The following is a 12,834-nucleotide window of genomic DNA, read 5'->3' as shown; positions in this document are numbered from 1 at the left end:
CCGGCGGCCTACTTGATGCTGGCCCAGTAGAACAGGACCTGATCGTCCGGACGCTGCGTGATCTCGACATTCTTGCGCTTGCCCCAGGCCAGCGATTGCTGATGGAGTGGAATGTGCGAGGTATCGTCGAGCAGAATGCGATAGGCCTGATGGATCAGGTCGTCGCGCTTGGCCTTGTCGGTCTCGACAAGTACCTTGGCCGCAAGCTCGTCGACCTTCTTGTTGCAATAGCCGCCGAGGTTGAACGGTCCGCCCTTGCCGGTCTTGTCGCGGCAGGTCGCCAGGCTCGTGAAGACGTTCCATGAATCGAACGAAGAAGGCGTCCAGCCGAGCATGGAGAAGTCGGTGTCATAGCCGCCGGGCGCCAGCACCTTGGCAAAGAACTTGGCCTTTGGCACCGCGTTGAGATTGACCTTCACCCCGATCTTCGCAAGCATCGAAACAACCGCCTGGCAGATCTGCTCGTCATTGACGTAGCGGTCGTTCGGGCAGTCCATGCCGACCGTGAAGCCGTCCGGATAGCCGGCAGCCGCGAGCAGCTTCTTCGCCGCCTCCGGATCATAGGGCCAGCGCTTCAGGTCCGGCGCGGAATAGAGCTGCGGCGCGATCAGGAGCGGCACCGGCGTCGCCAGCCCGCGCATGACCCGCTTGTCGATCGCCTCGATGTTGATCGCCTGGTAGAAGGCCTTGCGGACGTTCGGATCCTTGAACGGGTTCTTGCCCTTGACGTTCGAGGTCGGCAGTTCGTCGCGCATCTGGTTGAAGTTCAGAAAGATCACGCGCAGTTCGGGTCCGGTCAACGCATCCGTGTTCGGATCGTCGTTGACGCGTTTGATGTCCTGCACCGGGACGGGCTCGATGAGATCGACATCGCCCGACAGAAGCGCGGCCACGCGGGTGGAATCCGATGCGATCGGGGTGAAATCGACCTCGTCGAGATTGCTCTCCACCTTGCCCCAGTAATCCGGGTTGCGCTTGAAGACCGTCTTCACGCCGGGCTGGTGGCTGACGATCTTGAATGGACCGGTTCCGTTCGCCTCGTAGGCCGACGGGCCGGGATTGGTGTCCTTGGCCGACACGACCTTGACCGCGCCGACCTTCTCGCACCATTCCTTGTCCATGATGTAGAACGTGTCCCATTCGGCTACCAGAATGGGGTTCGGGCTCTTCAGAGTCACATCGACGGTATAATCGTCGACCTTCTTCCATTCCGAATCGGCCGGGATGCGCGTCTTCAGATCCGAGCCGTCGGAGCGGACGCGATCCGCCGAAAAGACGACGTCATCGGCCGTGAACGGATCGCCGTTGGCGAATTTGACGCCCTTGCGCAGATGGAAGCGCCAGTGCAGCGGGTCCAGCATCTCCCAGCTTTCGGCAAGACCGGGAATGATCTTGAGATCCTTGTCGCGCTTGGTCAGCCCCTCGTAGACGTTGCCGAGCATGCCGAGCGTGAACGTCTCGTTGAGCGAATAGGGGTCGAGCGCGTTCAGCGTTCCCTGGAACGCAAACCGCAAGGTCTTGCCCTGTGCCATCGCAGGCGATGCCGTGAGCACGGTCCCTGCCGTCACCGGCACCCCGATCGACAGCGACAGCGCACACAACGCGCCGGCCACTGCCCGGGGCAGTCTCTCCCAAAATCGTCCCTCTTTCCTCATACTCGTGTTCCCTGTCTCATGTTTCAACTTGATTTCGGCACACTCGTTTGCGTGCGCCGTACGGCAGCATTACTGCGCGTTCCTTGCACCGTCTTGCAACGATCCCTTTCCATATCCGAGCCGCATCGAACGGCGTCGGACCGGCTCTTCCCGAATCACTTATTCCTGGAATCCCATTCCTGATCTGATCGAGGCCGGCTGATCGGAGCATTGCTAACCGGCATATTGTTCTTCGTCCCCTCTCGCGGTGATGCCTGCCGCCGCGGCATCCGCATTATTGAGAAGGCACCCGTTGGTCCGCAAGTCCCCTCTGCGTTTGATCGTAGCCAACGGCTTCACGTTGTCAACGGGAACCCGCTACAGACGACAGGCGGCACCTAGTCCGCAGCCGAAGCGGCGTTGTAAATCTCGTCGCTGACCTTTTCCAGCCAGTCGGCCTGCACCCCGTCGAGGCTCTCCTGAAGCGCGAGATGCACCATTCCGATGGCCGGATCGGCACCATGCCAGTGCTTTTCGCCGGGTGGGATCCAGACTGTGTCGCCCGCCCGGATGGTGCGTAGCGGGCCGCCTTCGGACTGCACGCGCCCCACGCCGGAAAGAACATGCAGCGTCTGGCCGAGCGGATGCGTATGCCAGGCCGTGCGCGCGCCCGGTTCGAATGTCACGCGCGCGGCCCTGATGCGCGCGGGCGCCGGCGCCTCGATCACGGGATCTATCCAGACCGTTCCGGTGAACCATTCGGCCGGCCCCCGGCGTGTCACATGCGTGCCGGCTGGGATGATGTTCATGGCGAATTCCTCCTGCCCCGCTCTACCAGCCCTTCAACAAGACAGCAAAGGTCTTCGCGCTTTTGTGACGAATACAGGCGATCAATTCGGCTGGCCGGCGCGCGCGAGTCCATGCGCGACCAGCCGGTCGATGATCTCGGAATAGCCGACACCGCTCGCCTCCATCACCTTCGAATACATGCTGATATTGGTGAAGCCGGGGATGGTGTTGAGTTCGTTGACGAGGATGCGCATGTCCGGCGTGACGAAGAAATCGGCGCGCGCCATGCCGTCGCAACCAAGCGCCCTGAACGCCTCCGCCGCCATCTGGCGGACGCGCTCCTCGACCTCTTGCGGCAGTTCCGCCGGTACCTTCAGGGCAGCGCCGTTCTCGTCGATATATTTGGCGTTGTAGGTATAGAAGCCATGGCTCTCGGCCGGCACGATCTCACCGGGCCGGGAAACGAAAAGCTCGCCTTCCGTATCCTCCAGCACTGCGCATTCGACCTCCCGACCGACGATGAATTCCTCGGCCAGGAGCTTGCTGTCATGCCGGAAGCCTTCCCTCAGCGCGCCTTCGAGCTCCTGGCTGGCATGGACCTTGCAGACGCCGACGGAAGAGCCCTGCCGCGCCGGCTTGACGAAAAAAGGCAGGCCGAGTTCGCCCTCAAGTGCGGCAAGGGACTGCGCTGCATCCTCATGCAGAACAACGGCGCGCGCGACAGGCAGGCCGGCTTCCTTCAGGAGCCGCTTGGCGACGTCCTTGTCGAGTGCGGTCGCGGAACCGAGGATACTGCAGCCGGCAAGTGGGACACGCGCCACTTCCGCCAGCCCCTGCACGGCGCCATCCTCTCCATGCAGCCCGTGCAGGACGGGGAACAGGATATCGATCTTCGGCAGCTCATGCGGCGCGCCAGCTGCCGGGATCGCCAGCATCCGCCCCTCGCCACCCGGCACGAGGCAGATTTCCGTACCATCCGAAGGGCCTGAGAGCGCACCGCCCTCGAAGCTCCCGAGAAGCCATTTGCCTTCGCGGGTGACGAAGATCGGAACGGCGTCGTATTTCGCCGGGTCGAGCGCATGCATGACGTTGGTCGCCGACATCAGCGAGACCTCATGCTCGGCGGAGCGCCCGCCATAGAGCACGGCGATGCGCAGTCCTTTGGAAGGATCGGCCATGAAAAGCTCCTGAAACAGCCCGACCCGGTGTGTCGGGCCGCCGATGCGAACCTGTTTCGGCGAGTACCATCTTCAGGCACGCTGTTCCATCGCATTGACCGCACGGGACGTGGAATTTCCAATCATGGCGTTGTCGCTTGCGATTGAGCGGGTTATGCGGAGCCATGCTTGCCGCCAATTCGCTTACACGCTCGTTCTTCGACCGTCCGGTCGTTGCCGTCGCGCCGGAACTGATCGGCGCGCATCTCCATTTCGGCGGCGCGGGCGGTATCATCGTGGAGGTCGAGGCTTACGACCGCGACGACCCTGCCTCGCATGCATTCAACGGCGAGACACCGCGCAACCGCGTGATGTTCGGTGAACCCGGCCATGCCTATGTCTATCGTTCCTACGGCATCCACTGGTGCCTGAATCTCGTCTGCAGGCCGGGAAGCGCCGTCCTCCTGCGCGCCATCGAACCGACCGAAGGCCTCGAGGCCATGCGGATACGGCGCGGCGTCGAGGAAACGAGGGCCTTGTGCAGCGGGCCGGGAAAGCTTTGCCAGGCGCTCGGCATCGACAAGTCGCATGACGGCCTCCCGCTTGACGAACCGCCTTTCGCCCTTTGGCGAGCCGACGCCCAAAGGGCCGTCAGCATCGGAAGGCGTATCGGGATCACGAAAGGCGTCGAGACGCCGTGGCGCTTCGGCCTCGACGGGTCGCGCTTCCTGAGCAAGCCCTTCCGCGCATAGCGGCATCCCGCAGGCAGTTCCGTTCCGGCATGCGGGCAGCAGGAATGTGACCCTGATGCAACAAAAAGTTCATTTGCAATCAATAAGGAAGATGACGTTTTGTTTTTACGGGATCGGCAGCCTATGGTGGCCCTCCGGTGCCTTGGGCAGGTGCCGGGGACGGCCGGGCTAGTACGCGTTGAGGAAGAGGGTTGGGGATAAAAGGTCCGAAGCGCCGGCATAGCGGCCAGGCACTTCTTCTCGCCCTTGCCCTCGCGGCGGCGTGGTCGCCCGCGCACGCATTCAAGCTTTTCGGGATGAAGTTCTTCGAAAAGCCCAATCAGGAACAGAAGAACGAGGATACGATCGGCGAGCCGGTCGAATATTCGGTCGATCTCGACGTTTCCGAGGCGACGGGGCTCGACGGCAAATCCGAAACCAAGGACGTGAAGAAGGCCCTCGAAGCCGCCTCCGGCCTCTGGAAAGACAAGGACAAGCCGGCCTCCGGCGTGTCCGGCCTGCTCGCCAAGGCGCGCAGCGACTACCGGCGGTTGCTCGATACACTTTATGGCCAGGGCCGTTATGGCGGGTCGATCAGCATCAAGGCCGACGGGCGCGAGGTCGGCGGGCTGCCGCCCGACGCCGAGCTTTCCCAGCCGGTGAAGATCAGCATTTCGGTCGATCCCGGTCCGCCTTTCGTCTTCGGCAAGACCGATATCCTCAACCAGGCGCCTCCGCCGGTCGAGCGCAAGGACAAGGTGCCCCTGCCACAAGACCAGGGCTTCGTGTCGGGACAACTCGCCCGCTCCGGCACAATCCTGAAGGCCGATGCTCTTGCGACGGAGGCCTGGCGCCAGCAAGGTTACCCGAAGGCGAAGGTCGCCACGCAGCGTGTCGTCGCCGCCCACCGGACAAGCACCGTCGACGCGACGATTGCGATGGAGCCTGGACGCAAGGCCTATTATGGCCCGGTTACCGTCAAGGGCACCGATCGCATGGACCCGGCCTTCGTCGCCTGGATGGCGGGCTTGCCGCAGGGCCAGGAATACGATCCAGACGATATCGACCGTGCCAACAAGCGCCTGATGCGGCTCGGCGTCTTCCGCTCCTCCCGTTTCGAGGAAGCGGATGTGATCGATCCCGACGGCCTCATGCCGATGAGCCTCATCGTACAGGAACGGCCGCTCCACCGCTTCGGCGTCGGCGCCGATTATTCGACGGTGGACGGCGCAGGTTTCCAGACATACTGGCTGCACCGCAACCTTTTCGGCCATGCCGAGAGCCTGAAGCTGGAGGCCAAGGTCGCGGGCTTCGGCAACACGATCGATCCGGCCGACCTGACCTACCGCGCCGGCGTGACCTTCACCCGGCCTGGCGTCTTCACGCCGGACACGGATTTCGTCGCCTCGGTGATCGGCGATCGCGAAGTGCTCGATATCTACACCCGCACCTCCGTCACTGGCCTGATCGGCTTCAATCGCATCTTCTCCGACGAGCTTTCGGGCAAATTGTTCCTCACCGGTGGGCCGTCGCGCTTCGACGACGATTTCGGCACGCGCGACTTCCTCGACGTCGGCGTTCTGGGCGGCTTGACCTACGACGCGCGCGACAACAAGACCGACCCGACCAGTGGCTATTATCTCGACGGCATCGTCCACCCCTTCTACGAATTCAACTACGGCAATCCCGCGGTCCGGATGGTCGCCGAAGGCCGCGCCTATTACGGCTTCGGCGAAGACAAGCGCATCGTTCTGGCCGGCCGGCTGAAGCTCGGCTCGATCGTCGGCCCATCCATCGCCGAGACCGCTCCGGACAAACTCTTCCTGGCAGGCGGCGGCGGCTCTGTCCGCGGCTACGCCTACCGCAACATCGGCGTGAACGGGCCGGGCGGCATCGTCACGGGCGGGCGGTCGCTGATAGAGGCGTCCGCCGAACTGCGAGCGCGGATAACCGATTCCATCGGGGCCGTCGGCTTCGTCGATGCGGGCTATGTGGGGGCCGATTCCATCCCTGATTTCTCCCAACAGTTCCGGGTCGGCGTCGGCGCAGGTCTGCGCTATTATACCGGCCTTGGACCACTGCGGGCGGACGTGGCCTTCCCGCTCAATCGCCGCAAGGGCGATCCGAGCCTCGCCTTCTATATCGGTCTGGGACAAGCGTTTTGAGACGGATCCTTGTTGCCATAGCCCTTCTTCTCACCATCTTTCCGGCCTTCGCGCAGGACAAGGCGGAGGCGGAGAAGTCGTACTTCCTGCAATATGTGGAGCAGAAGCTCTCCACACCGAACCGCAAGATCAGCATTTCAGGCATCAGTGGTGTGCTCTCCTCCAGCGCGACCATCGGCGAGATCACCATCGCCGACCGGCAGGGCGTCTGGCTCAAGATTGTCAATGCTTCGATCGACTGGAACCGCGCCGCGCTCCTGCTCGGCCGCCTCGACGTCAACAAACTCGCGGCGGAAGAGATCGACATGCTGCGCAAGCCGCTGCCTGAAAAGGGCGTGCCTGCGCCCGAATCGAGCAGCTTCCAGCTGCCCGAACTGCCGGTCTCGATCAAGCTGAGGGAATTGAGCGTAGCGAAGATCACGTTCGGCGAAAGCGTCTTCGGCCTCGGCTCGCAACTGAAGCTTTCCGGCCGCGTCGATCTCGCCGACGGCTCGCTCGATACGGCGCTCGACATCAACCGCCTCGACGGTCCCGGCGGCGAATTCAAGCTCGCCGCCAAATACGCCAACGAAACGAAGAAACTCGACCTCGACCTGTCGCTGGCGGAGCCGGCGAACGGGATAGTTGCCAATCTCCTGAACATCGAAGGCAAGCCTCCGGTCGACATGACGCTCAAGGGCTCCGGCCCGCTCGACAAGCTCGACCTCGCCCTGACACTGGACGCCGATCACCAGCGTGTCCTGACGGGAACCACGAATATCCGCCGCAGCGACGGCGGCTACGGCTTTTCCGCGAAGCTCGGCGGGCCGATCGCGAAGCTCGTGCCGCCGCAATTCCGCGACTTCTTCGGCGCGGACACCAACCTTCTCGCCGATGGCGTCGTCAAGGATTCGGGCGGCGTCATCCTCGACCGGCTGAACCTCGCCAGCAACGCGCTCAAGCTCGACGGCAGCCTCGAAACGACATCGGACGGCTTCCTGCGCCGCCTCAAGCTCGACGCCTCGATCGCCGACCCGACCGGCAAGACCGTGCTCCTGCCCGTATCCGGCGCGCAAACGACCATCGAAAACGCCAAACTCGCCGTCGCCTTCGGCGACGATCCCGATCAGAAATGGACCGGATCGCTCGATATCGCTGGGCTCACCTCCCCGACCTTCGCTTCCGAGAACATCGCGCTCGACATGGGCGGCGTCGCCGAGAACATGGACCAGCCGGCATCCCGCCACATCTCCTTCTCCACGAAGGGCAAAGCTTCCGGCATCACCTCGAAGCGCCCGGATGTCGCAAAGGCCCTCGGCAAGGAGATCGATCTCGATATCCAGGGCGACTGGCGCGCCGGCAAGCCGGTCGAATTGTCGAAAGCGCTCCTTTCCGGCAACGGGCTCAGCCTGTCGATCGCCGGCGAGATCGCCGAAAGCGTCTTCAATGGGACGATCGATGTCGATGCGTCGAGCATCGCACCCTTCTCCGGCCTCGCCGACCGCCAGCTTTCCGGCTCGATGAAGCTCGCCGCCAAGGGCCAGTTGAAACCGCTCTCCGGTGGTTTCGACATGGTGCTCGACGGAAAGACGATGGACCTCACCATCGACAGCCCCTCCGCCGACAGCCTGCTCGGCGGCGTCACCTCGATCACCGGCCGCGTCGCCCGCGACGAAACCGGTCTGACCGCGGACAAGCTCAGGATCGAAAACCAGCAGTTGACCCTCACCGCGGACGGCAAGTTTGCCACCGGCAAAGCAGATTTCGGCTTCGATTTCACGCTCGCCGACCTCGCGCTGGCAGCCAAGCAGGCAAGCGGCAAGCTGACCGCCTCGGGCCGCGCCAAGGGCGACAATGGCCGCATAGCGCTTGCCTTCAAGGCCGAAGTGCCGGACGGCACGCTGGCCGAGAAGAAGCTTGCCGGCGCGGTCATGAATTTCGACGGAATTCTTCAGAATGGCAACCTTTCCGGCAAGCTCGACGGCAACGCCACGCTTGACAACGCTCCGGTTTCGCTGGCGTCGGACATCGCCCTCGCTGACGGCGAGAAGCGGCTGACGGGTCTTTCCTTCACGGCGGGTGCCACCCGGCTTTCCGGCGACGTGACGCAATCGGCAACAGGCCTCCTCGACGGCAAGCTCTCGCTCGCCTCGACCGATATCTCGACCGCCGCCGCACTCTTCCTCCAGGAGGCAAGCGGTGCGGCCCATGCCGACATCGCGCTGTCGAACACCGAAGGCAAACAGGCCGCCGATATCTCCGCCAGGCTCGACGGCGTCACCGTAGGTGAGAACCGTATCGGCCAGGCGCAACTCAACGCCGCCATCGCCGATCTGTTCGGCGTGCCGGCCGTAAACGGCTCCGCCAAGGCAACCGACCTGACGGTGGCGAAGATCGAAGTGACGAGGCTCGACGCAAACGCCAACCGCAACGGCGACGCCACGAAATTCGACGCGACCGCCAATCTCAAGAACGGCACCGATGCCGCCGTCGCCGGTTCGCTCGCCCCGGAAAATGACGGCTATCGGCTGAGACTGACGCAGACGGATCTGAAACAGGGCAAGCTTTCCGTCGCCCTTGCGGAACCCGCGAGCATCCTTGTCCAGGGCCAGAACCTCGCCATCGACAGCCTGTCGCTCAACACGGGCGGCGGACGCATCGACGCCAAAGGGAAGGTCGCGGACAAGCTTGACCTCGCGGTGACAATTCATGCGCTGCCGCTGGCAATCGCCAATGCCATACGCCCCGATCTCCAGGCGGGCGGTACGATCGACGGGACGGCGAACGTTTCCGGAGAGCGCGCCAATCCGGACATCAACTTCTCGCTGCAGGGCAAGGGCCTGACCGCCGCCGCCCTCAGAGAGGCCGGGCTCTCGACCGTTTCGGTCGACGCCAAAGGTAATTCGAGCGGGAAAACCCTCCAACTCGACGCCAATGTCACCAGCCCCGAGGGCCTGCGCGCCGTCGCCAAGGGCAACGTGCCGTTGGACGACGAAGGCCGTATCGCCATGAACGTCGATCTCGATGCCTTCCCGCTTGCCGCGCTGAACGCCGTCGCAAAAGGCCAGAACCTCGGCGGCAAGCTCTCGGCCTCGGCGAAAGTCGGCGGCACGCTTGCCGATCCAACCGCCGACTTCACCATCGATGGCAACCGCGTCTCTGCAGCCCCACTCGAAAACGCCGGCGTCACCTATCTCGATGTGAAGGCGGCCGGGCGCTACGAAGGCAAGGCGATCACGCTCCGGTCCGCAACCGCCAATTCGCCGCAAGGCCTGTCCATCTCGGCAAGCGGCCGCGTGCCGCTCTCCGGCTCGGGCCTCGGCGTGAGCATCGACGGCAAGGCGCCGCTCTCGCTCGCCAACCGGCTTCTGGCCGATCGCGGCGCTCAGGCCTCGGGCATACTGGCACTCAACGCCAAGGTATCCGGCAGCATCCGCAAGCCGCTCATCAATGGCAGCTTCTCGACCTCCGGAGCCCAGTTTGTCGATCCGGAAACCAATCTTCGCCTCGGCGACATCGCGGTAAACGGTTCGATCGCCGGCGAGACGGTCACGTTGCGGTCGGTTACGGCCTCTCTCGGCAAAGGCGGGAAGATGACCGTCACCGGCACCATCTCGACCAACGCGGCGGCGAATTTCCCGGCCAATATAAGGATCGTCCTCGACAACGCCCGCTATGCCGACGGCAACATGGTGGTGGCGCGCCTCAACGGCAACATCGCCGTCACCGGCCCGCTGACCCGCGATCCTCTGATTTCCGGCAACATCGATGTCGAGCGCGCCGAGATCAGCGTGCCGGATACGCTCGGCGGCGGCGCGGCCGGCATCGACGTCAAGCATCTCAACGCGCCCCCCAAGGTTGCCGCGACGCTTGCTCGCGCTCATGCCAACGACGGCACGCCGGTGCCGACAGGCCGCCCGAGCGTCGCGAAGCTCGACCTGACGGTGCGCGCGCCGGCACGCATCTTCGTGCGCGGGCGCGGGCTCGACGTCGAGCTTGGCGGGCAGATCAAGCTGACCGGCCCGGTCACCGGCATAAGGCCGGTCGGCGGCTTCAAGCTGATCCGCGGCCGTCTCTCGATCATCGGCCAGCGCATCGTCTTCACCGAAGGCGAGGTGACGCTGATCGGCGATCTCGACCCGATGGTCCATCTCGTGGCGACCTCGGAAGGCACCGACATCACCGTCTTCGTGACGGTGACAGGTCGCGCTTCCGACCCGAAAGTCGTGTTCTCCTCGCAGCCCGAACTGCCGCAGGACGAGGTCCTGGCGCGCCTGATCTTCAACCGCGGCATCAACGACCTTTCCGCCTTCCAGATCGCGCAGCTTGCCGCAGCCGTGGCTGAACTTGCGGGCGGCTCGAACACGTCGCTGCTGGGTAATCTGCGCAAGGCGACGGGGCTGGACGATCTGGATGTGGTGACCAACGAAAAGGGCCAGACGGCGGTGCGTGCCGGCCGCTACATCCAGGACAACATCTATCTCGGCGTCGAAGCAGGCGCGCAAGGCGACACCAAGGGTACGGTCAATCTGGACATAACGAAGGACCTGAAAGCCAAGGGCGCGCTCGGCACCACCGATTCCAGCATGGGCCTGTTCTACGAGAAGGATTACTGAGGGAATTCGGCCAGCACTCTTCATCGCCACGCTGCCTTCCAGCCCTGGCCATTGTTCAGTCGGGAAGCGGGGCGCTCAGCCGTGCCTTCCGAATATAAATACGTGGCGCGACACTCGCGCCCCGCCGGCGATTTCTGTTCCCGCCTGTTCCGCTGCTCCCCGAGCCTCACCCTGAACCTGCCGAAGGGTAGTCACTCCGATCAGATCCAGCGCTCGTCCCGGGGTCTGTGTGCCTTCTACCGGCGCGCAGGGGTCATAGTGCCCCCAGGGGAACCTCCAGGCGGGACCTCCCCGGCCGCAATGCCACGTCGGCATCACGGCGGAGGCGCCGGCTCCTCCCCACGCAATCACCGTCATGATCGGTGTTCCCGGTGGGAGGAACTGACGGGGAGTATGGAGGAAGGGAAAAAGGCGTGGATAAAGGGAAGCGAAGAAAAAAGCGAAGGGCCGCTGGATCAGAGAGTTACGAGGACTGCCTGCGCGATCCTGTCCACGTTTTCGCCGGCCGGCGAGGCAGAGCCGAGCGGCTGGGAGAACTTGGCGAGGGTGATGCTGGGGCGGCGGTTAAGCCGTCTCGCCCATCACCGAGATGATCGACGCGGCCAGCGTGTCGAGCCGGTCTTCCGGCAGGCCGGCGACGTTGATGCGGCTGTCGCCCACCATATAGACGCCGTGCTCCGCGCGCAGCTTCTCCACCTGCTCCGGCGTCGCGCCGATGCGCGAGAACATGCCGCGATGGCGGGCGATGAAATCGAAGCGGTCGCTGTTCGACTGGCGACGGAGCGCATCCGCAAAACCTTCGCGCAGCGAAACCATCCGCTGCCGCATGGTCTCAAGTTCGCTCTTCCAGCTCGCGGTCAGGCCCTTGTCCTCGAGGATGATGCGGATGGCCGCCGCCGCATGGTCCGGCGGCATCGAATACATGCCGCGCGCGACCGACAGAAGCTGGCTGTAGGCGATGTCGGCCTCCGCCGCGCCCTTGCCGAGCAGGAACGCCGTGCCAACGCGATCGCGATAGACGGCGAAGTTCTTGGAACAGCTCGCCGCCACAGCCATTTCCGGCACACGCGAGGCGAGCAACCGGACACCGAAAGCATCCTCTTCGAGCCCATCGCCGAAACCCTGATAGGCGAGGTCGACGAAAGGAAACAGCCCGCGCGAGACGAAAAGCTCGGCAACCGCCTCCCACTGTCCGTGGTCGAGATTGGCGCCCGTCGGGTTGTGGCAGCAGCCATGCAGCAGCACGACATCGCCCGGCGCGGCCTTCTTCAGCGCCATCATCATCGCGTCGAAACGGACCATGCCCGTGGCGGCGTCGAAATAAGGATAGTCCTTTGTCGTGACGCCGGCGGCGCGAACGAGCGGCACATGGTTCGGCCAGGTCGGATCGGAGAGCCACACCGTCGCGCCCGGCTTCGAGCGCGCAATGAGTTCGGCCAGAATGCGCAACGCCCCAGACCCGCCCGGCGCTTGCGCCGCGCGGATGCGCGCCCTGTCGGCATCTTCGCCGAAGACGAGACCGATCATCGCCGCGTTGAAGACTGGATCGCCGGCCATGCCGACATAGGTCTTCGTGCTCTGCCGCTCGTAGAGCAGCTTTTCGGCCTCGCGAACGGCCGCCATGATCGGCGTGTTACCTTTCGCATCCTTGTAGACGCCGACGCCGAGATCGATCTTGCCGGGCCGCGGATCCTCGCGGAACTGGCCCATGAGAGCGATGATCTTGTCGGGCGGGGCAGCGGTGAGCGTTTCGAACATCGGAC

The 12,834-nt window shown here is 64.0% G+C and carries 7 protein-coding genes; 3 read left to right on the top strand and 4 right to left on the bottom strand.

The annotated features are described in order from the left end of the window. Nucleotides 1-8: 8 nt before the first annotated feature. From RBH77_RS09270 to RBH77_RS09260, 3 genes are all read right to left on the bottom strand, one after another. A complete protein-coding gene (locus RBH77_RS09270; protein ID WP_442920465.1) occupies nucleotides 9-1,586 on the bottom strand; it encodes an ABC transporter substrate-binding protein in 1,578 nt (525 codons plus the stop codon). Between the two features lie 446 nt (nucleotides 1,587-2,032). After that, nucleotides 2,033-2,443 carry a (R)-mandelonitrile lyase gene (locus RBH77_RS09265; RefSeq protein ID WP_311031834.1) on the bottom strand — a complete coding sequence of 137 codons (411 nt, stop codon included), beginning with the start codon at nucleotides 2,441-2,443 and terminating at the stop codon, nucleotides 2,033-2,035. Nucleotides 2,444-2,524: 81 nt separating this feature from the next. Further along, a complete protein-coding gene (locus RBH77_RS09260; RefSeq protein ID WP_311031833.1) occupies nucleotides 2,525-3,601 on the bottom strand; it encodes a D-alanine--D-alanine ligase family protein in 1,077 nt (358 codons plus the stop codon). Nucleotides 3,602-3,765: 164 nt separating this feature from the next. Here RBH77_RS09260 and RBH77_RS09255 point away from each other — a divergent pair, with 164 nt between their 5' ends. From RBH77_RS09255 to RBH77_RS09245, 3 genes are all read left to right on the top strand, one after another. Next, nucleotides 3,766-4,332, top strand: a complete 567-nt coding sequence (locus RBH77_RS09255) for a DNA-3-methyladenine glycosylase (RefSeq protein ID WP_311031832.1) — start codon at nucleotides 3,766-3,768, stop codon at nucleotides 4,330-4,332. Nucleotides 4,333-4,523: 191 nt separating this feature from the next. After that, entirely contained in the window at nucleotides 4,524-6,476 is a 1,953-nt protein-coding gene (locus RBH77_RS09250) for an autotransporter assembly complex protein TamA (RefSeq protein WP_442920463.1), read from the top strand. Next, complete coding sequence (locus RBH77_RS09245) at nucleotides 6,473-11,071, top strand: translocation/assembly module TamB domain-containing protein (protein WP_311031831.1); 4,599 nt, start codon at nucleotides 6,473-6,475, stop codon at nucleotides 11,069-11,071. The genes RBH77_RS09250 and RBH77_RS09245 overlap by 4 nt, the downstream gene beginning before the upstream one ends. A gap of 564 nt (nucleotides 11,072-11,635) precedes the next feature. On the opposite strand, the gene RBH77_RS09240 is transcribed toward RBH77_RS09245, so the two are convergent. Continuing rightward, nucleotides 11,636-12,829, bottom strand: a complete 1,194-nt coding sequence (locus tag RBH77_RS09240) for an amino acid aminotransferase (protein WP_311031830.1) — start codon at nucleotides 12,827-12,829, stop codon at nucleotides 11,636-11,638. Between the last annotated feature and the right edge of the window lie 5 nt (nucleotides 12,830-12,834).

This window comes from Mesorhizobium koreense (genome assembly GCF_031656215.1).
In the GTDB taxonomy this organism is placed as follows: Bacteria; Pseudomonadota; Alphaproteobacteria; order Rhizobiales; family Rhizobiaceae; genus Mesorhizobium_L; species Mesorhizobium_L koreense.
This window is presented reverse-complemented; position numbering and strand designations above follow the sequence as displayed.

Coding starts and splice junctions, on each gene's coding strand:
- RBH77_RS09260 (WP_311031833.1), bottom strand. CDS start 3,601: ATGGCCGATCCTTCCAAAGGACTGCGCATCGCCGTGCTCTATGGCGGG.
- RBH77_RS09265 (WP_311031834.1), bottom strand. CDS start 2,443: ATGAACATCATCCCAGCCGGCACGCATGTGACACGCCGGGGGCCGGCC.
- RBH77_RS09240 (WP_311031830.1), bottom strand. CDS start 12,829: ATGTTCGAAACGCTCACCGCTGCCCCGCCCGACAAGATCATCGCTCTC.
- RBH77_RS09255 (WP_311031832.1), top strand. CDS start 3,766: ATGCTTGCCGCCAATTCGCTTACACGCTCGTTCTTCGACCGTCCGGTC.